Below are 25240 nucleotides of genomic sequence, written 5' to 3' on the forward strand. Positions count from 1 at the left end.
CGCCTGCAATAATCTGCGCATGAGTTTCACCACCCGCTGTCCCGCTTGCGGCACGATGTTCAGGGTCGTTCCCGACCAGCTGAAAATCTCCGACGGATGGGTGCGTTGCGGGCACTGTACCGACGTGTTTGATGCCACGTTGTACCTCGAAACGTGGGCGCCAGCGGTTCCGTCCGCTGAGGGTGATGGGGTCGCCGCTGCCGCGCCCACTGCTGAAACCACGGGACCCGTACAACGTCGGCACGATCTGGACGCCGACGCCGACACGCCAGGCTCTGCGGCTTTTTCGATCGCCCCGTCTGAAACCCGGTTGCAGTCTGTTGCCGAGGCGCCCGCCGTCCAGGGGGCGGAAACGCCGCGCCCAGCCGAGCCGGTCGGGGTGGTCGATGCGGCTGTAGTGTTGGATTTGCCCGTCTCGTTTTGGGAGCCCGATCCCGAGCCTGAACCCGCGCAGACCCCCGCTGCCGAAACACCGGCCGAGACCATTCACGACGCACGCAGCATGCCTGTGGATACCCGCAGCGTGGCCGAGGCGGACAGATGGCTCGCCGAGCCCGCGCCGCTGCTTGCGCACGAGGAGCGTCAAGCGCCAGACCTGATGCCTGGGGAAACCCGCGACGCCAGGCCAGAAACCCCCGTGAACGAGGCGTTCCAGGAGCCCGACTCGGATTTTCAAACCGAATTGCAGCAGTTTGCCGCCGGTGCTTCGGGTGCTGCGGCGGCTTCTGTGCCACTGGGTGCGCAAACACCCAACAGCGGTGCGAAGGCAGCAAGCCAGATAGCGTCAACCGCACCACCATCCCCCTCTGAGGCGTTGGACCCATCCGATTCCGAGCCTGGCTTTGTCCGGCAGGCGCGCCGCCGCGCGTTCTGGCACTCGCCTGGCATGCGGGCGCTGCTGTCGGTTTTTGCGCTGTTGCTTGCCCTGGTCTTGATGGTGCAGTGGGCTTTGCATGAGCGGGACGCGTTGGCAGCCTGGCAGCCCCGTTTGGCTCCTGCGCTCAACCAGCTGTGCGCGCCGCTGGGCTGCGAAGTCACACCGGTGCGCCGTATCGACGCGATCGTGATCGACAGCTCGGCACTGGTGCGCCGTCTCGGCAATTTTTATTCATTTGACCTGGTGCTCAAAAACACCGCGCCGGTGGCGCTGGCGGTGCCGGCGCTTGAACTGAGCCTGACCGACACCCGCGACGCGGTGATTGCGCGGCGGGTATTTCTGCCCGCCGAGTTGCCCGGTGCACCGGCGTTGTTGCCGGCACAAGACTCGGTGACCATCAGTCTGCGCTTGTCGCTCGCCGTGGGCGAGGCCATGCCCATGGAGGGTTACCGTGCCCTGGTTTTTTACCCTTGATTCTGGAAATCCATTTTTATGTCCATCCTCGTTTGCGGTTCGCTGGCCTTTGACACCATCATGACGTTTGAGGGCCGCTTCGCCGAGCAGATTTTGCCCAGCCAGCTGCACATCCTGAACGTGTCTTTTCTTGTGCCCGGTTTGCGCCGTGAATACGGTGGGTGTGCCGGCAACATTGCCTACGGCCTGCGCCAACTCGGTTCGCCAGCGGTGCCGCTGGCCATGGTGGGCAACGATGCACAGGACTACCTGGGCCGCTTGCAGGCTCTTGGGGTGGACACGCAATTCATCGGGACCACGGCGGGCAACTACACCGCCCAGGCCATGATCATGACCGACCGCGACAACAACCAGATCACGGCCTTTCACCCCGGTGCCATGTCCGACGCCCATGCCAACGCGGTGCCGACCGATGCGGGTGTGACGCTGGCCATCGTTTCACCTGACGGGCGCGAAGCCATGCTGCAGCACGCGCAACAGCTGCATGCCGCCGGTATCCCGTTCGTTTTCGACCCGGGTCAGGGCCTGCCCATGTTCAATGGCGAAGAGCTGACGCATTTCATTGATCTCGCGACCTGGGTCACGGTCAATGACTACGAGGGCAAGATGCTCAGCGACCGCACAGGGCTGGGCTTCGAGGAGATCGCGGCGCGGGTCAACGGACTGATCGTGACCCTGGGCGAGCAGGGTTGTGAAGTCTGGGAGGGTGGTCAAAAAACCTTGGTGCCCGGTGTCAAGGCCGTCGAGGTGTTGGATCCCACCGGGTGCGGCGACGCGTTTCGTGCGGCCTTGCTGCATGGGCTGGCGCAAGGGTGGTCGTTGCCGCGTTGTGCCGAGCTCGGCAACAAAATGGGTGCAGCCAAGATCGCCAGCCGAGGCGGTCAGAACTACCAATTCACGGCCTGAGTTTGCACTGGGCCTTTGCAGCCTCTCGGAGCTGTGCCGCGCGTTCCTGATGCCAGTGGTTTTGCTTGTTTCTGATAAGTCTGGACGCGAACAGTCATAAAAAAAGCCCGGTGCAAAAGCGCCGGGCTTTTTTCATCTCAAAGACGACTTCAGGGCTTGCTGGAGGTCGGAAACGGCCAGGCAGCCTGAGGGTTCAGTTTCGTCTGTGCTGCAGGCGCCGCAGGTGCTGCCGGCTTTTTAGCCGGCGCGGCTTTTTTTGCAGGAGCCGCCTTCTTCGCAGGCGCAGCAGCCTTCTTGGCCGGAGCGGCTTTCTTCGCAGGCGCAGCAGCCTTCTTGGCTGGAGCAGCTTTCTTCGCAGGTGCAGCGGCCTTCTTGGCTGGAGCAGCCTTCTTCGCAGGTGCAGCGGCCTTCTTGGCTGGAGCAGCCTTATTCGCAGGTGCAGCGGCCTTCTTGGCCGGAGCAGCTTTCTTCGCAGGCGCAGCGGCCTTCTTGGCTGGAGCAGCCTTCTTCGCAGGTGCAGCGGCCTTCTTGGCCGGAGCAGCTTTCTTCGCAGGCGCAGCGGCCTTCTTGGCCGGAGCAACTTTCTTCGCAGGTGCAGCGGCCTTCTTGGCTGGAGCAGCTTTCTTCGCAGGTGCAGCGGCCTTCTTGGCTGGAGCCGCTTTCTTTGCAGGTGCAGCCGCTTTCACGGGTGCGGTGACTTTCTTTGCCGGGGCGGCTTTTTTAGCCGGGGCTTTTTTCGCAGTTGCCATTGTGTTCTCCTTGATCAAGTTGCAAAGAGCACTTCATCCAGTCTTTGTGCTGGTGAAGTGATTCAGCGCCATGGGGTCTCGCGGATGCATCCACAGTGGACCCCAGAGCGTTGAATCGGGTGACAAAACCCCGCCGCTGGCGCGGGTGCGACAGGGGCGGGGTTTTGAATATTTGTTGTGCATGTGAAGGTTGAATGGGGCAACGCGGCCCTTGGCTGGCCGAGGGACGTCAGTCCCAGGAAAGCGCCCCACCGGTTTGGTATTCGATCACGCGGGTTTCAAAGAAATTGCGTTCCTTTTTGAGGTCGATCATTTCGCTCATCCAGGGGAACGGGTTCTCTTCGTTCGGAAACATGGGCTCCAGACCAATCTGGGTCGCGCGGCGGTTGGCGATGTAGCGCAGATAGCCCTTGAACATGGACGCGTTCATACCCAGCACGCCGCGCGGCATGGTGTCTTCGGCGTAACGGTATTCCAGCTCGACCGCCTGCATGAACAAGGCCTTGATTTCGGCCTTGAACTCGGGCGTCCAGAGCATCGGGTTTTCAAGCTTGAGCGCGTTGATCAGATCGATGCCAAAGTTGCAGTGCATGGACTCGTCACGCAGGATGTACTGGTACTGCTCGGCGGCACCCGTCATTTTGTTCTGACGACCCAGCGCCAGAATCTGCGTGAAGCCGACATAAAAGAACAGACCTTCCATCAGGCAGGCAAACACGATCAGGCTCTTGAGCAGCGTCTGGTCGTCTTCGGGTGTGCCGGTGTGGAAGTTCGGGTCCATGATCGCCTCGATGAAAGGGATCAGGAACTGGTCCTTGTCGCGGATCGACTTGACTTCGTTGTAGGCGTTGAAAATTTCGGACTCGTCCAGCCCCAGCGACTCCACGATGTACTGGTAGGCGTGCGTGTGAATCGCTTCTTCAAAGGCCTGGCGCAGTAGGAACTGGCGGCACTCGGGCGCTGTGATGTGGCGGTAGGTGCCCAGCACGATGTTGTTGGCGGCCAGTGAGTCGGCCGTGACGAAGAAGCCGAGGTTGCGCTTGACGATGCGGCGCTCATCTTCGGTCAGACCGTTGGGGTCTTTCCAGAGCGCGATGTCGCGGCTCATGTTCACCTCTTGCGGCATCCAGTGGTTGGCGCAGGTGGCCAGGTATTTCTCCCAAGCCCACTTGTATTTGAACGGCACCAGTTGGTTGACGTCGGTCTGGCCGTTGATGATGCGCTTGTCGGCCGCGTTGACGCGGCGTGCTGCAGGCGCTGGGGCGGTGGATGTTGCGAACGAAGATGCTGGATGCGGCGCTCCCAAGGGGGGCGCTTGAAAGCCGGTCATGGGCGGTGCCACGGGGCTGGTCGCTGGCTTCGATGAGGGCGTGATTTGATCGTCCCAGGTCAACATAGATGGTTCCAATTCTGCGAATTATCAAAGTGTCTGCATCAAAAGCAAAGGGCTCATGTGTGACGGTGCTTGTTTGTGTTGCGGTGTCGCATCGAAAGTCCGATGTTCGACACCACAACACACGCGAATGGCCGCGTCAGCGGTCACTGGCAGGCTTCACAGCCGGGGTCGTCGATGGCACAAAACTTGATGTCAGTGGCGGGTTCAACAGCGGCCGGCGCAGCCTGTGTCACCGACATGCCAGCGTCGCCCGACGACATGGCCACAGCGTTCAACTGACCGGTGCGGCCAGTGGACTTTTCAACCTGTGTGGCCGAGGTGGTGCGCAGGTAGTAGGTGGTCTTGAGGCCACGCAGCCAGGCCAGCTTGTAGGTGTCGTCGAGCTTCTTGCCCGAGGCACCGGCCATATAAATGTTCAGGCTTTGCGCCTGGTCGATCCACTTCTGGCGGCGCGCCGCGGCTTCCACCAGCCACAGCGGTTCCACTTCAAACGCGGTGGCATAGAGCGCCTTCACTTCTTGTGGCACGCGGTCGATGGGGCGCAGCGAACCGTCGAAGTGTTTGAGGTCCATCACCATCACGTCGTCCCACAGGCCCAGGCGCTTGAGGTCTTTCACCAGGTAGCTGTTGATGACGGTGAATTCACCCGACAGGTTGGACTTGACCGACAGGTTGCCAAAGCAAGGCTCAATGGACGCGTCCACGCCGATGATGTTGGAGATGGTGGCGGTGGGCGCGATGGCCACGCAGTTGGAGTTGCGCATGCCGTCGGTGGCGATCTTCTGGCGCAGCGCGTCCCAGTCGAGGGTGGCCGAGCGGTCCACATCCACATAACCGCCGCGTGCGTTGGCCAGCATGTCCAGCGTGTCGAGCGGCAAGACGCCCTGGTCCCACAACGAGCCTTTGTAGCTGGCGTAGCGGCCGCGCTCGCGGGCCAGCTCGGTGGAAGCCCAGTAGGCGTAGTAGCAGACGGCTTCCATCGAGCGGTCGGCAAAGTTCACCGCGTCGCCCGAGGCATAGGGCACGCGCAACTCGTACAGCGCGTCCTGGAAGCCCATGATGCCCAGGCCCACTGGGCGGTGGCGCATGTTGGAGTCACGCGCCTTTTTCACCGCGTAGTAGTTGATGTCGATCACGTTGTCGAGCATGCGCATGGCGGTCTTGATCGTGCGCTGCAGCTTGTCGTGGTCGATGCCGCCGTCTTTCAGGTGCTGCAGCAGGTTGATCGAACCCAGATTGCACACCGCGGTTTCGGTGTCGCTGGTGTTGAGCGTGATCTCGGTGCACAGGTTGCTGGAGTGCACCACGCCAGCGTGCTGCTGCGGGCTGCGCACGTTGCAGGCGTCCTTGAACGTGATCCAGGGGTGGCCGGTTTCAAACAGCATGGTGAGCATCTTGCGCCACAGGTCCGATGCAGGCACCTTGCGGCTGGGCTTGATCTCGCCGCGCTCGGCCTTGGCTTCGTAGGCGACATAGGCGCGCTCAAAGTCGGCACCAAACAGGTCGTGCAGGTCGGGCACGTTGTTCGGTGAAAACAGGGTCCAGTCGCCCTTTTCCATCACGCGCTTCATAAACAGGTCGGGGATCCAGTTGGCCGTGTTCATGTCGTGCGTGCGGCGGCGGTCGTCGCCGGTGTTCTTGCGCAGCTCCAGGAACTCTTCAATGTCCAGGTGCCAGGTTTCCAGGTAGGTGCAGACCGCGCCCTTGCGCTTGCCACCCTGGTTGACCGCCACGGCGGTGTCGTTCACCACTTTCAGGAACGGCACCACACCTTGTGATTCGCCGTTGGTGCCCTTGATGTGGCTGCCCAGCGCACGCACACGGGTCCAGTCGTTGCCCAGGCCGCCGGCAAACTTGGACAGCAGCGCGTTTTCCTTGATCGATTCGTAGATGCCGTCGAGGTCGTCGGGCACGGTGGTCAGGTAGCAGCTGGAGAGCTGCGAACGCAGCGTGCCGCTGTTGAACAGCGTGGGCGTGGACGACATGAAGTCGAACGACGACAGCACTTCGTAGAACTCGATCGCGCGGGCTTCGCGGTCAATCTCATTGAGCGACAGGCCCATGGCCACGCGCATGAAGAAAGCCTGCGGCAGCTCGATGCGGCTCTTGCGCACGTGCAGGAAGTAGCGGTCGTACAGCGTCTGCAGGCCGAGGTAATCAAACTGCAGGTCGCGCTCGGGCTTGAGCGCGGCGCCCAGGCGGGCCAGGTCGAACTGTTGCAGGCGTTCGTCCAGCAGGTCGTTCTGAACGCCCTTTTTGATGAACTGGGGGAAGTAGTCGGCGTAGCGCGCACCCATTTCGCTGGACGGCACTTCTTCGCCAATCACTTCCTTGACAATGGTGTGCAGCAGCAGGCGCGCGGTGGCGTAGGTGTAGTCCGGGTCTTTCTCGATCAGGGTGCGCGCCGCCAGGATGGACGCTTTGTAGACCTCTTCGATGGGCACGCCGTCGTACAGGTTGCGTTTGGTCTCGGCGACGATGGGGTCGGCCTTGACGTCTTTGCCCAGACCCTTGCAGGCGTCTTCGATCAGGTGCTGCAGGCGGTTCAGGTCGAGCGGCACGCGTTGACCGCCGTCCGTGACGTGCAGCAGGGCCTCGGCTGGCTGGCTCGCTTCTGCCTGGTGGGCGCGTTCCTGGGTGCGGCGCTCGCGGTACAGCACGTAAGCGCGGGCGACTTCGTGGTGGCCGCTGCGCATGAGGCCCAGTTCCACATGGTCCTGCACGTCTTCAATGTGGAAGGTGCCGCCCCCCGGACGCGAGCGCATCAGCGCACGCACCACGTTTTGCGTCAGACCGTCCACCGTTTCGCGCACGCTGGCAGACGCAGCGCCCTGGGTGCCGTGCACAGCCAGAAAGGCTTTCATCAACGCCACCGCGATTTTGCTGGGCTCAAACGGCACCACCGCGCCGTTGCGTCGGATGATCTGGTAGTTGGCGAAAACCGCGCTGGATGAGGCCAGGGACACAGCGCTGGCGGCACCGGCGCCAGACGGGGCGGTTGCGGTGAACATGGGGGCGGTGGATGGGGCAGTCTGCATGGTTCCTCTTTCGATTGTTGTGTTGGGCTTGTCCAACCTGGTGCGCAGGTGGGCGGCCGGACTTCGGTGGGCAGTGACCGGGGTCAAAATCGGTTGAGACGGTGCCGCGTGGCGCACGAACAGCGGTGTTGGCGCGTCGCAGCGGGTCTTGCCGGTGAGAAATGCGCGGTCACTGCGAAAGCGCAGCGCACACTATATCTGGTGTGTCGGGGCTGTTCAAGCCACTACCGGTAGTGTTTGTGGGAATTTTCGTGGCGAAGCACGCTGCGCTTTTCGTCTGGTAAAAAAAGACATCCCTGTGTGCCCATGGGCCGGCCCCGCGCCACGCCGCACACACGCTGGCGTTCTCTGCCTCGGCTCTATTTTGGTCAACATCGGCGGTGGTTTCCGGCCGGTTTGCGGCTGAAACCCCCGTCAAATCAAGCGAAGCGGCGTGGCCATGGCCCCGAAAACTGGCTGGTTTCAAGCGTTGCGCGGGCGTGAAAAAATTGTGTCTTCGGGGAAACAATCGGCCGACCAGCCGAGCCGGGTTTGCAGTTCAGCCCAGTCGAACCCCGGGCCCGGGTCTTGTTTGCGGCCCGGCGCGATGTGTTCGTGGCCCGCAATGTGCGCGATGGGGTAGCGTTCGCCCAATCGCGCGCACAACTGCACCAGGGTGGCGTATTGAGGGGCTTCGAAGCGTTTGCCTTCCAGACCTTCGAGTTCAATGCCAATCGAGTCGTCGTTGCACTGGTTGCGACCCCGCCAGCAAGAGATGCCAGCGTGCCACGCCCGCGCATCGGCGTCGACAAACTGCACCAGCTCGCCGTCGCGCCGAATGAAAAAATGCGCGGACACTTCCATGCCTCGAATCTGTTCAAAGTAAGGATGCGCCGTCCAGTCGAGCCGGTTGGTGAACAGCTGTTCCACCTCGGGTCCCCCATATTGCCCCGGAGGCAGGCTGATGGAATGGATCACCACCAGGTCGATGCTGGCGCCCGGCGGGCGCGGCCCGAAGTTGGGGGAAGGGCAGGCCCGGGCCGCCTGGAGCCAGCCGGCCTGCCACTGCGAGGGCGCTGGCGGGTCGGTGCGGTCAGCTGGCATCGCTGTCGTCGGGTTCGGCGTCTGAAGGCATGGCGATGCCCAGGCGCTGGATGCGGTAGCGCATCTGCCGCAAGTTGAGCCCCAGCCGGGCGGCGGCGGCGGTGCGGTTGAAGTCGGCTTCTTTGAGGGCCTTGAGCAACACCTGGCGCTCCTGATCGTCCAGGTAGGTTTGCAGGTCGCGCGGGATCTCGGCGGGGCTGTCTGGCGCCGCCGTGGGCGTGGCTATAGCGGCAGGCGCGGGCTCGGCGTGTGCTGCGCGCTGTTCGGCGTCGCCGAAATCGCTGGGCTCCAGGGTCTCGCCGCTGCTGAGCGCCATGGCCCGCTGCAGCAGGTTTTCAAGCTCGCGCACGTTGCCGGGCAGTTCGCGCGACTGCAGCCACGCCAGCGCCTCTGGGGAGAGTGCTGGCACCGGCAACCCCGACTCGGTGCATATGCGTTGCAAGAGCGCGTGGGCGAGCTCGGGCAGGTCTTCGCGCCGCTCGCGCAGGGCGGGTGTGCGTAGCTCGATCACGTTGAGGCGGTAAAAAAGGTCTTGGCGGAAATCGCCACTGTGCACCAGGGCGGCCAGATCGCGGTGGGTGGCGCTGACCAGCCGCACGTCGACGGCTTCTTCTTGCACGCCGCCGAGCGAGCGCACCCGCCGTTCCTGAATGACGCGCAGCAGCTTGGCTTGCATGGCCAGGGGCAAGTCGCCAATTTCGTCCAGAAACAGGGTGCCGCCCTTGGCCGCCTGGAAGTAGCCTTCACGGTCTTGGGTGGCGCCGGTGAAGGCGCCTTTGCGGGAGCCGAAGAACTCGGACTCGATGAGGTTTTCAGGAATGGCACCGCAGTTGACGGCCACAAACGGGCCCTTGGCGCGGTGGCTGCATTCGTGCACCGCGCGCGCCACGAGCTCTTTGCCGGTGCCCGATTCGCCCAGGATCAGCACCGGCGCCATGCTGGTGGCCACCTTTTCAATGCGGCTTTTGATTTGCACCACGCAGGGTGATGCGCCGACGATGCGCGCCAGCGAGGCCACGCCGCTCGGCGGCGGTGGCGCCACCGGGCGAGCTGTGCCGTTGCCAGTGCTGTCTGGGCGCCCTGCTAGCGGCAAGCGCTGGCTCTGCAAGGCCGACTGCACAGCTGCGCGCAGCTGTTTGAGGTCGACCGGTTTGGTCAGGTAGTCAAAGGCGCCCGTTTTGAGCGCCTCCACCGCGTTTTCGGCCGAGCCGTAGGCGGTGATGACGATGCTTTTTTCGCTGCGTTGCTGGGTGTTGAGCTCGCGCAGCAGTTCCAGGCCCAGGCCGTCGGGCAGGCGCATGTCGGTGATCAGCACGTCAAAGCGCTGCTGCGCAAGCCACTCGCGGGCCTGGGTGAGGTCGGGTGCCGACACCACCTCGTAGCCTTCGCGCAGCAGCGTCAGTTCGTACAGCGTGCGCAGGTCGGGCTCGTCGTCAACAACGAGGATGGAAGCGCGGGGTGGAGCGGACATGTTCAAGGGGCCAGGCAGGCGGTCAGCGAATGGTGAGCGGGGCATCGCCCGGCCGCAGCTGGCTGGGCTGGGTGCGGCTGGGCACCGAGTCGCCAGGCGGGTACGACAGGCTTTGCTGGACCGGGGTGCGGCTGCCATGGGCGGCCGGCATGACCACGTAAAACTCGTTGCCGTCGCGCTGGTCCAGCCGGGTGCCCTGGTAGGCAATTTGGGCGCCATAGCGCTCGCACAGCTCGCGGCAGATGTAGAGGCCCAGGCCGCTGGAGCGGCTTTCAGACGAGAAAAACGGCTCAAACAGGTGGCGCAGCACGCTGGCTTCAAGGGGGCTGCCGTCGCTCCAGACCGACAGTCGAATGCGGTCGTTGCCGGCCGGCTGGGTGATGACACGGATGGAGGAGGGCGTGCCGCTGGCGTGGCGCTTGGCGTTGTCGAGCAAATTCACCAGCAGGCGGCGGATGTGTTCGGGGTCAAACGCCACATGCGCTGCAGGCGCGTGCGGGTGCACGCCCAGCACGCCCTGTGCCTGGTTTTGGCGTGTCCATTCGTGGGTGATCTGGCGAACCGTCTGGTCCAGCGGCAGCACCAAGGCGGCGGCTTCGTTCGGGCTGGGCTGGGCGCGGGCCACATTGAGGATGTCGTCGACGATGCGGGCCAGGCGCTGGGCGTTTTGGTCGATCATGCGGGTGAGCCGCTTTTGCCCCGCGTCTTGCACCTCTTCGTCCAGCAAGGCATTGGCCTGGGTGATGGCCGACAGCGGGTTGCGGATCTCATGCGCCACCGCCGCTGACAGGCGGCCCATGGAGGCGAGTTTTTCGGTGCGCACACGCGCTTCGACTTCGCGCAGGTCTTCCAAGAACAGCACGCACAGGCCCGCGCCGTGGCTGCCTTGCGTGGTCAGCCGTGTGCGGGCAAACAGCCGGTGGGTGGTTTGTTCGTCTTGCGCAATGGTGATTTCAGCCTCCAGCGGGTGCCCCAGCAAAAACGTCTCGTGCACCAGGTTGGACAGCCCTTCCCAGTTGGGGCGGGCCGACAGCAGCAGTTTGGCCGCGTGGGGGTAGGCCTCGCCCATGAGCATGGTTTGTGCAGCCGGGTTGGCATTGCGCACAACGCCGTGGGTGTCCACCACCAGCACGCCTTCGCTCAGTCCGGCGATCACGAGTTCGTTCACCTGGGCTTGTGTGCGGGCAGCCGCCTGGCTGCTTTGGGCCACCGCTTCTTCACGGGCCAGCCGCAGCGCGAGCTGGTTGGCCAGCACCGCGACCAGAAAGAAACCGGTGCCGGTGAGGCCGGTTTGCAGCAAGCGCGCGGTGGACACATCGCTCAGCAGCTGGGCGCTGAGCCAGGCCTCACCAAGCAAAAACAAGGTGACGCTGGCCGCGGTGGCCAGCGCCAGGACCAGCGGCCCGAGAATAGAGGCCAGCAGCACCGGCAAGGCAAACAGGGGCGTGTAGTTGATGCCGCCTTGCTGCACATATTGCAGCACCGCAAACACCAGCACATCGACGCCAATGGTCAGCAGCCATTGCAGGTGAAACGGTTGGCCTTGCTGGATGGGGCGCGACCAGATCAGCACCGCCAGCGCCGCGCTCAGGTGCAGGGCACACACCACCACCAGCCAGTGCGGCCCACCGGTGCCCGTGACCACCACAAACACCTGCAGCGCCAGCAGCACGGCGGCAATGAACACCCGTGCCCGCATGAACGCCCGCCACAGCCGCACAAACGACCGCACGCGCTGCTCCCGCCCATGCGTGCTGTGGCTTTCCAGCCCCGAAAACCACGACGGGGCGAATTGGGACGGCCGTTCCTGCGCCATGTCAGTGACGCCCGGCCGCCCGAAGGCACTGACGCACCCCCCCGGGGGGCAGCGAACGAAGTGAGCGTGGGGGTTGTTTCATCTCAGTGACGCCCGGGCCCCGAAGGCGCTGACGCACGGCCTCGGCGCCCACCGCGCTCACGACCCCGCGCCTTCGCTCAGCTGCCGGTGTTCTGCGCTGCAATAGGCGCCTTGGCGGCCTTGCACGGCTTCGCTTTCGGGCAGGTGCGTGCCGCAGTGCAGGCAGGCCACCATGATGGTGGGCTTGCGTGGGGTTGGCTTTTTTCGGGCCGCCGGGCGCTGTGTGCTGGCGTCATCGGTCAGGCGGTTGTTGCGCCAGACCCAGAAGGCCACCAAAACCACGGCCAGAACGAGCAGGTATTTCATGAAATCGATCGGTCAGGCGCGTTGCAGCACCACTTCAAGCACAAAGCGGGAGCCGGCGTAACCCAGCAGCAGAAAACCAGCGCCCAGATAGAGGGTGCGCGCCGCCATGCGACCGCGCCAGCCCAGGCGCCAGCGGCCCCACAACAGCACGCCGATGGTGAGCCAGGAGAGCACGGAAAAGGCGGTTTTGTGGTCCCACACCCAGCGGTGGTTCAGAGCTTCGGAAAACCACCAGCCGGCCAGCAGCGTAGCGCTGAGCAGGGCAAACCCGGCCGCGAGAAAGCGAAAGGTCAGCCGCTCCAGCATCAGCAAGGGCATGGCGGAGTCGGTCGTGGTGCCCTGGCGCATGGCTTTTTCGGCGCGCTGCATCAGCCAGGCATGCACCACGGCGGCGCCAATGAGGCCATAAGAAGAGATGCCCAGCGCCCAGTGCAGCGGCAGCCACGAAGAACGCAGCGCCGGGTAGGGCGAACCCGGGAACAGCAACGCCAGCAACACCGTGACGGTGCCCAGCGCAGCCAGCGTCCAGCGGGCCCGAAACTGCGGGTACAGGCGGCTTTCCACCAGGTAGACCGTGAGCACCAGCCACGCCGTGACCGACAGGGCCGGCGCAAAGCCAAAGCGCGCGGGTTGTTCGAACAAGCCCGTGACGAGCACCAGCAGGTGCAGCAGCCAGGCCGTGGCCAGCACGGCGCGGGTTTGCTTCGGCGTCATGCGGGGGTGCGCCCAGGCCAGCACGGCATACGACAGCGCCGCCACGGCGGACAGCAGGGCAGCGGGTGGGTTCGACCAGAGGGCGGGCAGCAGGTTCATGGGATCCGCGTTGTACGCCGCAGTCAGGCGGCGTGATGCACAGCTAAAATCATTCGCACAGTTTAACGGTCTTGCCCGGACAGACCCCGTTGGGGCCCGGCCAGTCCCACCGATGCACGCGGGCCTTCAGGCCCGCACCGCAGACGCCGCTGCCGCGGCCCCTTCACCGTCCCGAGCACCCCATGGCCTCAGCCCTCTCCGACCGCCTCTCACGCATCGTCAAGGAAATGCGTGGCCAGGCCCGCATCACCGAAAGCAACGTCACCGACATGCTGCGCGAGGTGCGCATGGCCCTGCTGGAGGCCGACGTGGCCTTGCCGGTGGTGCGCGACTTCATTGCCCGGGTGAAAGAAAAGGCGCTGGGCCAGGAGGTGGTGGGTTCGCTGTCGCCGGGCCAGGCGCTGGTGGGCATCGTCAACCGCGAGCTGGTCGCCACCATGGGCGCTGGCGTGGCCGACATCAACCTTGCGGCCCAGCCGCCGGCGGTGATCTTGATGGCCGGTCTGCAAGGTGCCGGTAAAACCACCACCACCGCCAAGCTGGCCAAACACCTGATCGAAAAGCGCAAGAAGAAGGTGCTGACCGTGTCGGGCGACGTGTACCGCCCCGCGGCCATTGAACAGCTCAAGACCGTGACCGCCCAGGCCGGCGCCGAGTGGTTCCCCAGCACGCCCGACCAAAAGCCGGTGGACATTGCACGCGCCGCCATCGACTACGCCAAGCGCCATTACTTTGACGTGCTGCTGGTGGACACCGCCGGCCGCCTGGCGATTGACGAAGCGCTGATGCGCGAGATTCAGGAACTGCACGCGGTGTTGAACCCGGTGGAGACGCTGTTTGTGGTGGACGCCATGCAGGGTCAGGACGCGATCAACACCGCCAAGGCGTTCAGCGCGGCACTGCCGCTCACCGGCATCATCCTGACCAAGCTCGACGGCGATTCCCGCGGTGGCGCGGCCTTGTCGGTGCGGCAGATCACCGGCGCGCCCATCAAGTTCGCGGGTGTGTCGGAAAAAATCGACGGCCTGGAGGTGTTTGACGCCGAGCGCCACGCCGGCCGCATCCTGGGCATGGGCGACATCCTGGCGCTGGTGGAGCAGGTGACCGCTGGGGTGGACATGGCGGCGGCTCAGAAGCTCGCGGCCAAAGTCAAAAGCGGCGAAGGCTTTGACCTGAACGACTTCCTGGACCAGATCCGCCAGATGAAGCAAATGGGCGGCTTGTCCAGCCTCATGGACAAGCTGCCCAGCGGCATGGCCGCCAAGGCCAGCGAAGCCGACCTGACCCGCGCCGAGAAAGACATCAAGCGCAAGGAAGGCATCATTTGCAGCATGACGCAGCGCGAGCGCACCAAGCCCGAAATCATCAAAGCCACGCGCAAGCGCCGCATTGCCGCTGGCGCGGGCGTGCACGTGCAAGAAGTCAACCGCCTGCTCAAAGAGTTTGAGCAGATGCAGGGCATGATGAAAAAGATGAAGGGCGGCGGCCTCATGAAGATGATGAAGCGCATGGGCGGCATGAAAGGCATGCCCAAGTTGCCTGGCATGGGTTGACCGAAGTCAAGCGGCTTGCCAGATCGGCAGCCCATACTCCGCCCCATGCTGTCCGGTCTTGAAATTTTGTTTGCCGTGGTGTGCTTGGCGGCTGCCTTGTGGCTGCGCCCCTGGCGCATGTTGACCGGTGCGTTGCTGACACCCGCGCTGGCGGCTGTGGTGTTGCTGCCCGGTCTGTGGCTGCTGCCGCAAGCCCTGCCCCAGGGTTTGGCGATCCAGTTTTCGGGCGCCAGCCTGCTGGTGCTCATGCTCGGCTGGCCGCTGGCTGTGCTGGCGTTGTCGCTGGTGGCGCTGGCTGTGTGGGGGATCGGCCCTGCCGATGCCTGGTCGGTGCTGTCGCAGTGGGTCTGGGTTGGGCTGGTGCCTGCCACACTGGCGCTGGGTATCGGTGTGCTGTTGCGGCGCTGGCTGCCGCCCAACCCATTCATTTACACCCTGGGTCGCGGCTTTCTGGGCACGGCGGTCGCGGTTTTTGTGTCGGGCGTGCTGATGGAGCTGCTGCACCGCTTGGCCGGTGCCCCGGCGCTGGAACAAGCCCTGGTGGCACGCTGGCTCATGGCCTGGGGCGATGCATTTTTAACCGGCATGTTTGCCGCCATCTGCGTGGCTTTTGCGCCGCAGTGGCTGGCCACCTGGTCGGACGCCCGCTATTTGAAATAGTGCCCCTACGCTTCCCACTGCGTTGGGTTCGCTGCCCCCGAATTCAAGCGGTTTCGCGCACCAGCACCTCGCCGCGCAGCGTGTAGCCGTTGGTCTCGGTGATGGTCAGGTCCACCATCTGGCCCACGAGGCGGGCTGCGTTCGGGCCGGCCGGGAAGTTGACCACGCGGTTGCATTCGGTGCGGCCCATCAGCTCGGGCACGGCTGCGCTGGACTTGCGCGACGGGCCTTCCACCAAAATGCGCTGCACCGTGCCCACGCGGCTGGCGCTGATGCGCGCCACGTTCGCCTCCAGGGCGGCCTGCAGCTGTTGCAGGCGCTTGAGCTTCACCGCGTGTGGCGTGTCGTCGGGCAGGTTGGCGGCGGGCGTGCCGGGGCGGGGGCTGAAGATGAAGCTGAAGCTGATGTCGTAGCCCACATCGTCAATGAGCTTCATCATTTTCTGGAAGTCTTCCTCGGTCTCGCCGGGGAAACCCACAATGAAGTCGCTGCTCATGGCCAGGTCGGGCCGAATGGCGCGCAGCTTGCGCACCGTGCTCTTGTATTCCATGGCGGTGTAGCCGCGTTTCATGGCCATGAGGATGCGGTCCGAACCGTGTTGCACCGGCAGGTGCAGGTGGCTCACCAGCTTGGGGATTTTGGCGTAGGCCTCGATCAGACGCGGCGTGAATTCGTTGGGGTGGCTGGTGGTGTAGCGGATGCGCTCAATGCCGGGAATGTCGGCCACGTATTCCAGCAAGAGCGCAAAGTCGGCGATCTCGCTGGTGTCGCCCATCTTGCCGCGGTAAGCGTTCACGTTCTGGCCCAGCAGCGTCACCTCGCGCACGCCCTGGTCGGCCAGCCCGGCCACTTCCACCAGGACGTCGTCAAACGGCCGGCTCACTTCTTCGCCCCGGGTGTAGGGCACCACGCAGTAACTGCAGTATTTGGAGCAGCCTTCCATGATGCTCACAAAGGCCGACGACCCTTCCACCCGCGCCGGGGGCAGGTGGTCAAATTTTTCGATTTCGGGAAAGCTGATGTCCACCTGCGGCAGCGCCTGGCGCGCGCGCTGGTTCAGCATTTCTGGCAGGCGATGCAGGGTTTGCGGGCCAAACACCACGTCCACATAGGGCGCGCGCTTGATGATTTCGGCGCCTTCCTGGCTGGCCACGCAGCCGCCCACGCCAATGAGCACGCCTTTTTCCTTCAGGTGCTTCACGCGGCCCAGGTCGGAAAACACCTTTTCCTGCGCTTTCTCCCGCACCGAGCAGGTGTTGAACAGAATCAGGTCGGCCTCTTCCACGTCCTGCGTCTGGGTGTAGCCCTGGGCCGCGCCCAGCACGTCGGCCATCTTGTCCGAGTCGTACTCGTTCATCTGGCAACCAAAGGTTTTGATAAAGACTTTTTTGTGCATATGGGTTACCCCCTGCGCCGCTGCGCGGCTTCCCCCCAGAAGGGGGACCACGCCTGTGGCCCGGCGAAGCCGGTTCCATGGCGTGTGCTGAATGGGGCCTGTGTGGGTGGGAGAGATCAGGGTTTGGCGAGCGGGCGCTTTTCAGCGGCCTCAGCGGGCGTGAGGATCCAGGCCTCGTGCACCATGCCGTTGGGCTCCAGCAGGTAGTTCACGGTCAGTTCCTGGCCCACCAGCGCGCCCGACATCACCAGCATGTTGGTGGTGTTGCGAATGCGCGAGCCCGGCGAGAGCCGCGCAGGCTTGCCGTCCAGGCTGATGACGGGGGGTTGCACCACCACCAAGGTGCCGCGCAGGGCTGCGGCAGGAAACTGGCGCGATTGTGTTTGGGCCTGCGCGGCCGGCCAGAAGCCCAGGGCCAGCAGGCACAGCGCCAGCGCGGCGCCGCGGCGGCCGGTGGCTTGAGGGGAAAAGCAGCGGTTCATGGTGTCCATCCAGAGGCTGTGAAAGGCAATCGGTCGGCCGCCGGGCAGGCCCGGGCGGCAACCCAAATTGTCTCACGCCCCGGCTCAGTGCGCGTCGGGTGCCGGGCGGTCCGCATCCTCCAGCGGGTACGCGTCGGCCACATAGGCCGGTCCCTTCATCACCATCACAATGAACGCGCCAATGGCCACGGTGAGCACCATCGACCAGAAGAAAATCACCATGCCAATGGCCAGGATGTCGATGGTATGGATGCGGGTGGCCACGTCCATTTCGCTGCCGCTCCAGGGGAAGCAGCGCGCCAGCAGTGCCACCAGCGCGGGCAGCGCACTGCCCAGCCACAAAGCCTTGGGCAGTTTGCGCAGCACCACGCGCTCCAGGCCTGCGGGGGTTTGCTGAAAGCCGGGCCAGATGTTGAGCAGATTCATGGTGGCGACTTGGTGAAACAGGGCAGTTTTGACCCGATACACCAATGTAGGCTGCACAATCTGTTTTGTCTAGGACAAAATGCAGGGCCATTCGTTTCTTAGCGTTTTATTTCAGGAGTCGACTCATGGTTCGTTTCACGATCTCCCATTGGCCGCTCCGCCCTTGCGGGGTGGTCCAAGGCGCCACCGGCGGCTGAACGCGCAACGCCATGAGCTACAGCGTGGTCTGGTTCAAACGCGACCTGCGCGTGCACGACCACGCGGCGCTGCACCAGGCCGCCGCGCGCGGGCCGGTGCTGTGCCTGTATGTGGTGGAGCCCAGCCTGTGGGCCGAGCCCGACGCGGCCACCCAGCACCTGCATTTTTTGCGCGAAAGCCTGCTGGATTTGCACGGCGAGCTGAAAGCGCTGGGCGCCCGCCTGCACGTGGTCACTGGTGAAGTGACCGATGTGCTGTCGCGCCTGATGGCGCTGGCGCCGTTTGAAGCGCTGTACGCCCACGAAGAAACCGGCAACGCCGCCACCTACCGGCGCGACTTGGCGGTGGGCCGCTGGTGCCGCGCCAACGGTGTGGCCTGGCAAGAGACGCCCCAGTTTGGCGTGGTGCGCCGCTTGCCCAGTCGCCAGCGCTGGCAGAGCCAGTGGGCCGCGCACACCGGCGCGCCGTGCGTGTTGGCGCCCGCCGAGCTCAGCCCCGTGCCGCTGCCGTGGCGCGAGCCCGCCATGCCCGGCACGGCCCAGTTGGGCTTGCTGGACCCCGACCCGCCCCTGCGCCAGCGCGGTGGGCGCGCCCAGGGTCTGGCTGTGCTGCACGAGTTTCTGGACGCCCGCAGCACCCAGTACCGGGGTGGCATTTCGTCGCCCCTGCGGGCGCCCAGCGCTTGTTCGCGCTTGTCGCCCTACCTGGCGCTGGGCTGCCTGAGCCTGCGCGAGGTGGTGCAAGCCACCCGCGCGCACCTGGCCCAGCTGCCGCCCGAGGCCAGCCGCCAGCAGCAGGGGCTGGCCGCGTTCATGAGCCGGCTGGTGTGGCACTGCCATTTCATTCAGAAGCTGGAAGACGAGCCCGAACTGGAATGGCGCAACCTGCACCGGGGCTACGACGGCCTGCGCGACGAAGCGGGCAACCCGGCCCACCTGGAGGCCCTGATGCAGGGCCGCACCGGCTGGCCCATGGTGGACGCCTGCGTGGCCATGTTGCGCGAGACCGGGTGGCTCAACTTTCGCATGCGGGCGATGCTGGTGTCGGTGGCGGCTTACCCGCTGTGGCTGCACTGGCGCCCGGTGGGGCTGTGGCTGGCGCGCCAGTTTCTCGACTACGAGCCCGGCATCCACTGGAGCCAGCTGCAAATGCAGAGCGGCACCACCGGCATCAACACCACCCGGGTTTACAACCCGCTCAAGCAGGCGCGCGACCACGACCCGCACGGCCACTTTGTGCGCCGCTGGCTACCCGCCATGCGCCGCGTGCCCGACGCCTGGCTGTTTGAACCCTGGCGCATGCCGCCCGACGTGCAGGCGCGCTGCGGCGTGCGGGTGGGTGTGGACATTGCCATGCCGCTGGTCGACCTGGAGGTGGCCACCCGCGAAGCCAAGGCGCTGCTGCATGCGCGGCGGGCGCAGCCCGAGGTGCGGGCCGGCAAAGCCGCCATTGTGGAGAAACATGGCTCGCGCCAACGCCGCACGCCAGCGCGTGCAAAGGCCGGGCCTGTGACGGACCCGGGCCAGGCTTCCTTGTTTTGACCCGGCTCGCTGGCGCGCGACAATCCGGCCACCTTGCTACAAACCGGAGACACCATGGCCCGCCTGCAACCCCTGCCGCCAAGCACCACGCCTGAGCTCAAACCCCATTTCGACTTTTTTCTGGGCACGTTCGGCTTCACGCCCAACAGCGTGCTCACCATGCAGCGCAAGCCCAAGCTGGCCCAGGCGCTGGCGGTGATGAACGCCGCCGTGATGGACCCCGAAGGCGAGGTGGACCTGGGCTTTCGCCGCCTGGTGGGGCATGTTGTGAGCAAGGTCTCGGGCTGCCTGTATTGCCAGGCACACACGCTGCTGGGTGCCAAAAATTTTGGCGTCAGCGACGCCAAGCTGGCCGACGTGTGGACCTATGCCAGCAGCCCGCACTACAGCGCCAAAGAGCGCCTGGCGCTGGACTTTGCCCTGGCCGCGTCTTCACAGCCCAACGCCGTGACCGACGCGCAGTTTGCCGAGCTGCAACAGCACTGGAGCGACGGTGAAATTGTGGAATTGCTGGGCGTGGTGGCCATGTTCGCGTTTCTCAACCGCTGGAACGACACCATGGCCACGCCGCTGGAAGCGGTGCCCACCGCGCTGGCCCTGGATGCGCTGGGCGCTCAGGGCTGGAACCCGGGCAAGCACGGCGCATAGCCGCCCAGGTGGCTTACTTCCAGCGAACCGGCTCAATGTGCACGCTGCCTTGCGTGCTGGACAGCGTGAGCGCACCTTCTTGCACCGTGGCCTGCAGCTGCATGCTGCGCTCGGCCATGCCGGCCAGGGCGGGCGCCACCTCGGTGGGCAGGCGCCACACCTGCAGCCGGTCCAGCCGGGTCAGCTTGGTTTCCATGCCGCGCCACCACACGTCCGCCGCCGAGCCAAAGGCGTAAAGCACCACCGCGTCGGCCTTGCTGCAGGCCTTGGCCAGGGGTTTGTCTTCGGGCTGGCCCACCTCGATCCACAGGCGCTTGCGCCCGGTGTAGTCGGTCAGCGACACGTCCGGGTCTTCCGGGTCAGACAGCCCGGCGCCAAACGCCAGCGTGCCGTCGCCGCGGCAGGTGTCTTGCAGCTCGTGGGCGTGCAGCGCCAGCGCCACCAGCCGCACCATCATGCGTTCGTCGTTCTCGCTGGGGTGGCGGGCGAGGGTGAGTGCGTGGTCGGCGTAGTAGCCGTGGTCGATGTCTGCAATTTGCAGATTCGCCTTGAAGATGGTGGATTTGATGGCCATGGCGCAGGGAGTGCAGCGGAGCGGGCCCGCTGGCTAGAACACAAAGGGGCAGTGTAGCCCGCACCGCTTGGCGCCCCGACCGTGGTCAGCGGGCGTTTGGCTTGGGCCAGGGTTCAAAAACCCGTTTCGCGGACCAGCACCGCCAGCGCCTGGCGCAGGTAGCGGCTGGCCGGGGCTTCCCACCGGGCCTGGATGGCCAGCTGGCCGCGCCAGGCATGCTGGCTCAAAGCCTCCAGGGCGCGCGCCTGGTCAGCGTTCACCGCCAACTGCACGCGGTAAATGGCCCGCTCAGGCACCCATTCGCCGGCTTGCTCGCGCACCAGCACATGCCCGCCCAGGTGCGCCGCCAGTTCGCTGCGCGACAGTACGCGGGTGGCGTCCCGGTCGATGGCTTGAACCGTCAGGCGCAGGGCGGGGCCCGAAGCCGCATCGGTGATGAACAAGGCGCCGTCACCCGGTGCAATGCGCTGCACCGTGTCTTCATCCAGCCAGGTTTCCACCAGCCAGGGGCTGCCTTCGCGCACCAGCATGGCTATCTTTTCCTTGCGCGCCAGCCATTGGCCGGTGTGCAGGTCGGGGTCCATGTCGTGCAGCGTGCCGGCAAAAGGCGCGGTGGGCGCGTTTTGTTTCAGCTCGGCTTGCAGGCTGAGCATTTCGGCCTCGGCGGTGCTCAGGCTGTCCTGGGTCAGCAGCCACTGCTGGCGCGATTCAGAGCCAAACCCCGCCGACGCCGCCTGCCAACGCAACTTGTCGATGCGGGCCTGCAGCGTTTGCTGGCGGCTGTGCAGTTCGGGCACATACAGGCGCGCCAGCAGGTCGCCGGCGGCCACGCGGTCGCCGGTTTTTCGGGGCAGCTCGTCCAGTCGGGCTGCGCTGCTGGTGAAGATCGGCCAACTCTCTGCCGGCCGCAAAAGGCCACTCACGCCCACCTTGCCAGGCCATGGCAGCAGCAACAACAGCAGCAACCCGCCCAGCAGCCAAGCGCTGCGCCGGGCCCGGCGGCTGCCCTGTATGGCCTGGCGCCGTGCGACCCAGGCTTTCCATTCCCGGTGCAGCGGCAGCAGCACAAACCACAGAATCTCCACCGCAAACAGCAGCACGCCCAGCACCTTGAAAAACAGGTGGTACACCAGCAGCGCAATACCCAGGAACAGCACCAGGCGGTAGACCCAGGTGGCCCAGGCAAACGCGATCAGCCAGCGCTGCGCGGTGGGGCTGAAGTGCTCGGGGGGTTCTTCTCCCAGTGCAAACAGCCATTCGCGCAGCTTCCAGCGCGCCAGCGCAAAGCTGCGCTCGTGCAGGTTGGGCATGTCCAGCCAGTCGGACAAGATGAAGTAGCCGTCAAACCGCATGAAGGGGCTGGCGTTGATGGCCAGTGTGGCCACCCAAGACGTGGTGGCCAGCACAAAGGCGGCCGAACGCAGTGCGCCGTCGGGCAGCAAAGCCCAGGCCAGCGTGGCCCAGGCGGCAATCATCAGTTCGGTGGCAATGCCGGCCGATGCCACGCGCAGGCGGTGCAGGCTGTTGGTGAGGCGCCAGGTGTCGTTGGTGTCGGTGTAGGCCACGGGCCACAGCACCAGAAAGGCCACCCCCATGGTGGGCACCCGGCAACCCAGGCGCTTGGCCGTGAACGCGTGGCCCAGTTCGTGCAGCAACTTCACCGCAAACAAGGCCAGGCCGTAGGCCGCCAGCCCTTCCAGGTTGAACGTGTCCACCAGGCTGGTGGTGAACACATCCCAGTTGCGAAACACCAGCGCCGTGCCCAGCACCAGCGCACCCAGCGTCATCCACAAAAACGCGGGCGAGACAAACCAGCCCGCCACGCTTTGCCAGCGCCCCAGCCAGGCGTCGGGCCTCACCAGCGGAACCCTGAAAAACAGATAGTGGTGCAGCATCCATTTGAATGCACTGCCTTGCTGGCGCTCCAGCCGCTCAGCCATCTGGCGGGCGCTGTCCGGGCCGTCGGCCTGGGTCAGTTGGTTGTTCAACAAAAATTGGCCCATGTGCTCCACGTCTGCTGCGTCCATGTGCAACGCCGTGGCAGCGCCAATGTCGTCGGCAATGGCCTGGCGGTCGTTCAGCTGCCAGCGCTGCAAAATCTCAAAGCTGGGCCAGTCGATGCGAAAAAACAGGTTGCGGGCTGGGTCGTGCAGCGTCCAGCTGGGCTGGCCGTCGGGCAACGACGGGCCGGGCAGCAACGCCAGGTCTTCGCGCAGGCGGGGCAGGGCGGGGTTCATAGGCCCACCGTGGTGCGCAAGGCGGCCAGCGGCCGGCGCAGCATCCAGAAGGCCAGCGGTGTCCAGCTGCCCTGCAGGCGCGCGGTGCCCTTGAGTCCCACCCGGTAGTCGGTGGTGCCGTCCAGCGTGGCGCGCACGCGGTAGGCGTGTGTGCCATCGGGGCGCTGCACGGCGTCGTGGGCGATGTACCGCACCCGAGCCGTGACCGGCGCCAGGGGGCTGGCGTTCAGGTACAGCTTCAGTGGCGCCTGGTCGTCCAGCCCAATGGCGTCTGCCAGCGGCAGCCAGGCTTCCACCTCCCTGTCGTCGGGCGCGGCAATGCGCATGATGCGTTCGCCCGTGGTCACGGGCCGGCCAATCCACTCGGAAGGGTCGTCAAACAGCGCCACACCGTCGCGCGGCGCCAGCACGCGGGCGCGAGAACGCTGGTCACTCAGGTAGTCCACCTCGGCGCGCTTTTCTTCAATCTTGCCGCCCAGCATGGCCAGCTGGCCCTTGAATTTGGGGTCCGTCAAGGCTTGCTGCGAGGTCTGGCGGTACTCGGTCTCGGCGCTGGCCAGCACCTGTGCGGCCACCGCCAGCCGGCTTTGTATCAGCGCCTCGTCAAAGCCAAACAGCGGCTGGTCTTTCGTCACGGTCTGGTTGGGCTGCACATGGAATATGTCCACCACCCCGTCCAGCGGCGCACGCACCACCACCGGGCTGGCCGGCACCAGCTCACCCGGGGCCAGCACGCTCAGGCGCACCGGCAGGCACAGCACGACGAGTGCCAGCGCTGCCCAGCGCCAACGCGCCTGCTGCCACCAGCGCTGCCCAGGCTGGCGGCTGAAATGGTGGCGCAGCCGCGCCGTGACGGCGCGCCAACCGCTCGCTTTGGGTCGGTGCAGGGCCGCAAAGGCGTGGTGCCAGGTGTCGAGCCATTCGGTCAGCAGCCGTTGTTCTTCGGTGGTCCATGGCGTGTCGCGGGCCAGCAGCAAGGCCGGCCCAGGCTGTGTCGGGGCAGCGCCCTGTTTCGCGGGCACGCTGAGCCACAGCGCGTGCGCTGGCCACCAGGTGGCCCAGTCATCGGCCAGCGCTGGCGGCAGCTGCGCCGGGTCCACCGCCCGCACCGCGTCACCGCCCTGCGCAGCCAGGTGTTCGCTCAGTTGCAAGAGCCACTGCACGTAAGGCGCATTGGCCTCGGGCTGCACCACGCCCGACAGGGTGTGCACACCCGAGTCCGGCACCCACAGCACGGCCTGGCGGTAAGGCACCAGCTGGTGGGTGTCGTTGGCCAGCAAAAAACCCAGCTCACGGGCTGTGGCCGCCTGGCGCGCGCGGCGCGCCAGGTCCAGCAGCACCGCCAGCGATTGGACCGTGCGAATGGCCGGGTGGTGTGCGTCAGCCATCAGGCGGGTGCCTTCACCGGTGCGGGTTGTGCTCGGGCTTTCAGCTCGTCGCGCTCATCCGTGCGGGCCATGTCAGCCCAACCGTGAGCGCGCCGCGCCTCCAGGCGAAGCTGCTCGCTCAGCGCATTGCGGCCTGTTGGCACCAGCTGAGCGTCTCCCACCCGCAGGCGGAACTGCGTCTTCACTTCATTGCCCTGCTCGTCCCGGGCGGTCACTTCAATCACCAGTTCGCCGCTGAAGTCTGCCGGTGGCTTGGCGGTGAATGTTCCGCTGCGTGGGTCAAAAGTGATCCATGCCGGCAGGTTGTCGCCACTCGCCAATTTCGCTTGCAACAGAATCGTGGCGTCGGCCCTGGCGTGCACGAAGGTGTCGTAAGGCAACACAATGCTGCCAGCAGCGGCCCGCTCAACGAACTGGTCGCTGATGGATCGGTTCAGATTCAACCCACCACCCGCCGCAGGGGACACCAGCGCCTGGAACCCGGTGGCGCGCGTCAAGGTGGCGGGTTCGGTGCGTTCCATCGCAGGCTGAAGCAGGGCCAATACCTCGACCGACAAGGCTGGCATATCCTGCAGCGGTGCGGCCGTGAACGTCGTCGAGTCAAAGCGCAGCGTCGGTGGCAGCGGCGTGGGTTCTGGCTCGGCCGGTGCTGGTGCTTCGGCCACCGGTGCTGCTGGCTCGGTCCCCAGGGCCGGCGCCTTGGGGCGGTCGTCGTCCAGCACGATCTTGGCGGCCGTCAGTTCCTGCGGTGTTGCTGCCGTGGTGCTGTCACCGATCCAGTAGTCGCCTGTGCCATCGTCAACGACGGTGCCCAAGCCAGTGTCAGCCGCGACAGCTTGCAGAACCGCATTTCGCAGCTGCGCAAAAAAATGTCGGTCTGTCTGGGGGCCGGGGAATTCATCCGGTCGGTGCGCAAAGAGGGCTACAAGCTCTGCGTGGATCTGCAAGTCCGCTGATGCTGCGGCCATGAAAAAAGCGGACCCTGTTACCAGAGTCCGCTTTTTAATTTTGGTGGCGATAGGTGGACTTGAACCACCGACATCAGCATTATGAATGCTGCGCTCTAACCAACTGAGCTATATCGCCGAAGCAGGCAGAATTATAGCGACATTTTTGCCCGTTTTTTT

At 65.1% G+C, this 25240-nt stretch carries 21 protein-coding genes and 1 tRNA gene; 6 read left to right on the forward strand and 16 right to left on the reverse strand.

What is annotated here, in order from left to right; all coding sequences use genetic code 11:
- Positions 1 to 19: 19 nt before the first annotated feature.
- Both AC4QBL_RS00910 and AC4QBL_RS00915 read left to right on the forward strand, forming a co-directional pair.
- A complete protein-coding gene (locus tag AC4QBL_RS00910) occupies positions 20 to 1351 on the forward strand; it encodes a DUF3426 domain-containing protein (protein ID WP_472906799.1) in 1332 nt (443 codons plus the stop codon).
- A gap of 18 nt (positions 1352 to 1369) precedes the next feature.
- Positions 1370 to 2257: a carbohydrate kinase family protein gene (locus AC4QBL_RS00915; RefSeq protein ID WP_472906798.1), complete on the forward strand. Its 888-nt coding sequence runs from the start codon at positions 1370 to 1372 to the stop codon at positions 2255 to 2257.
- Between the two features lie 149 nt (positions 2258 to 2406).
- Here the strand turns inward: AC4QBL_RS00915 and AC4QBL_RS00920 are convergent, their stop codons facing one another.
- From AC4QBL_RS00920 to AC4QBL_RS00955, 8 genes are all read right to left on the reverse strand, one after another.
- Positions 2407 to 3006, reverse strand: coding sequence for a histone (locus AC4QBL_RS00920; protein ID WP_472906853.1), 600 nt, complete (start codon positions 3004 to 3006; stop codon positions 2407 to 2409).
- Between the two features lie 229 nt (positions 3007 to 3235).
- Positions 3236 to 4402 carry a ribonucleotide-diphosphate reductase subunit beta gene (locus AC4QBL_RS00925; RefSeq protein WP_472906797.1) on the reverse strand — a complete coding sequence of 389 codons (1167 nt, stop codon included), beginning with the start codon at positions 4400 to 4402 and terminating at the stop codon, positions 3236 to 3238.
- Positions 4403 to 4545: 143 nt separating this feature from the next.
- The gene (locus AC4QBL_RS00930; protein ID WP_472906796.1) at positions 4546 to 7440 is read right to left on the reverse strand and encodes a ribonucleoside-diphosphate reductase subunit alpha; all 2895 of its coding nucleotides are present in this window, start codon (positions 7438 to 7440) and stop codon (positions 4546 to 4548) included.
- Between the two features lie 462 nt (positions 7441 to 7902).
- Complete coding sequence (gene ampD, locus AC4QBL_RS00935) at positions 7903 to 8523, reverse strand: 1,6-anhydro-N-acetylmuramyl-L-alanine amidase AmpD (protein WP_472900950.1); 621 nt, start codon at positions 8521 to 8523, stop codon at positions 7903 to 7905.
- Complete coding sequence (locus tag AC4QBL_RS00940) at positions 8513 to 9994, reverse strand: sigma-54-dependent transcriptional regulator (protein WP_472906795.1); 1482 nt, start codon at positions 9992 to 9994, stop codon at positions 8513 to 8515. Before AC4QBL_RS00940 ends, ampD begins: the two co-directional genes overlap by 11 nt.
- A gap of 22 nt (positions 9995 to 10016) precedes the next feature.
- Complete coding sequence (locus AC4QBL_RS00945) at positions 10017 to 11810, reverse strand: sensor histidine kinase (RefSeq protein WP_472906794.1); 1794 nt, start codon at positions 11808 to 11810, stop codon at positions 10017 to 10019.
- Between the two features lie 138 nt (positions 11811 to 11948).
- Positions 11949 to 12197 (reverse strand): PP0621 family protein, encoded by a 249-nt coding sequence (locus AC4QBL_RS00950; protein WP_472900953.1) that lies wholly within the window; start codon positions 12195 to 12197, stop codon positions 11949 to 11951.
- 12 nt (positions 12198 to 12209) lie between these two features.
- On the reverse strand, positions 12210 to 13010 hold the full coding sequence (locus AC4QBL_RS00955) for a cytochrome C assembly family protein (protein ID WP_472900954.1): 801 nt from the start codon (positions 13008 to 13010) through the stop codon (positions 12210 to 12212).
- Between the two features lie 182 nt (positions 13011 to 13192).
- Here AC4QBL_RS00955 and ffh point away from each other — a divergent pair, with 182 nt between their 5' ends.
- Entirely contained in the window at positions 13193 to 14563 is a 1371-nt protein-coding gene (gene ffh, locus AC4QBL_RS00960; protein ID WP_472906793.1) for a signal recognition particle protein, read from the forward strand.
- Between the two features lie 45 nt (positions 14564 to 14608).
- A complete protein-coding gene (locus tag AC4QBL_RS00965; RefSeq protein ID WP_472900956.1) occupies positions 14609 to 15223 on the forward strand; it encodes a hypothetical protein in 615 nt (204 codons plus the stop codon).
- Between the two features lie 43 nt (positions 15224 to 15266).
- On the opposite strand, the gene miaB is transcribed toward AC4QBL_RS00965, so the two are convergent.
- From miaB to AC4QBL_RS00980, 3 genes are all read right to left on the reverse strand, one after another.
- Positions 15267 to 16619: a tRNA (N6-isopentenyl adenosine(37)-C2)-methylthiotransferase MiaB gene (gene miaB / locus AC4QBL_RS00970; protein WP_472906792.1), complete on the reverse strand. Its 1353-nt coding sequence runs from the start codon at positions 16617 to 16619 to the stop codon at positions 15267 to 15269.
- A gap of 116 nt (positions 16620 to 16735) precedes the next feature.
- Positions 16736 to 17101: a hypothetical protein gene (locus AC4QBL_RS00975; RefSeq protein WP_472900958.1), complete on the reverse strand. Its 366-nt coding sequence runs from the start codon at positions 17099 to 17101 to the stop codon at positions 16736 to 16738.
- Positions 17102 to 17185: 84 nt separating this feature from the next.
- Positions 17186 to 17527: a hypothetical protein gene (locus tag AC4QBL_RS00980; protein ID WP_472900959.1), complete on the reverse strand. Its 342-nt coding sequence runs from the start codon at positions 17525 to 17527 to the stop codon at positions 17186 to 17188.
- Positions 17528 to 17736: 209 nt separating this feature from the next.
- Between AC4QBL_RS00980 and AC4QBL_RS00985 the strand changes: the two genes are divergently transcribed.
- Entirely contained in the window at positions 17737 to 19266 is a 1530-nt protein-coding gene (locus AC4QBL_RS00985; protein ID WP_472900960.1) for an FAD-binding domain-containing protein, read from the forward strand.
- A 54-nt stretch (positions 19267 to 19320) separates the two neighbouring features.
- Positions 19321 to 19914: a carboxymuconolactone decarboxylase family protein gene (locus tag AC4QBL_RS00990; RefSeq protein WP_472900961.1), complete on the forward strand. Its 594-nt coding sequence runs from the start codon at positions 19321 to 19323 to the stop codon at positions 19912 to 19914.
- Positions 19915 to 19927: 13 nt separating this feature from the next.
- Here AC4QBL_RS00990 and AC4QBL_RS00995 read toward each other — a convergent pair whose 3' ends face one another.
- The 5 genes from AC4QBL_RS00995 to AC4QBL_RS01015 form a co-directional block, all read right to left on the reverse strand.
- Positions 19928 to 20488, reverse strand: coding sequence for a YaeQ family protein (locus AC4QBL_RS00995; protein WP_472900962.1), 561 nt, complete (start codon positions 20486 to 20488; stop codon positions 19928 to 19930).
- A gap of 113 nt (positions 20489 to 20601) precedes the next feature.
- Positions 20602 to 22725: a site-2 protease family protein gene (locus AC4QBL_RS01000; RefSeq protein ID WP_472900963.1), complete on the reverse strand. Its 2124-nt coding sequence runs from the start codon at positions 22723 to 22725 to the stop codon at positions 20602 to 20604.
- Positions 22722 to 24113: an efflux RND transporter periplasmic adaptor subunit gene (locus tag AC4QBL_RS01005; protein WP_472900964.1), complete on the reverse strand. Its 1392-nt coding sequence runs from the start codon at positions 24111 to 24113 to the stop codon at positions 22722 to 22724. Before AC4QBL_RS01005 ends, AC4QBL_RS01000 begins: the two co-directional genes overlap by 4 nt.
- Positions 24113 to 24928: a putative Ig domain-containing protein gene (locus AC4QBL_RS01010; protein ID WP_472900965.1), complete on the reverse strand. Its 816-nt coding sequence runs from the start codon at positions 24926 to 24928 to the stop codon at positions 24113 to 24115. Before AC4QBL_RS01010 ends, AC4QBL_RS01005 begins: the two co-directional genes overlap by 1 nt.
- A 194-nt stretch (positions 24929 to 25122) precedes the next feature.
- Positions 25123 to 25199, reverse strand: a tRNA-Met gene (locus tag AC4QBL_RS01015).
- Between the last annotated feature and the right edge of the window lie 41 nt (positions 25200 to 25240).

It is taken from the genome of Hydrogenophaga sp. L99 (genome assembly GCF_058731905.1).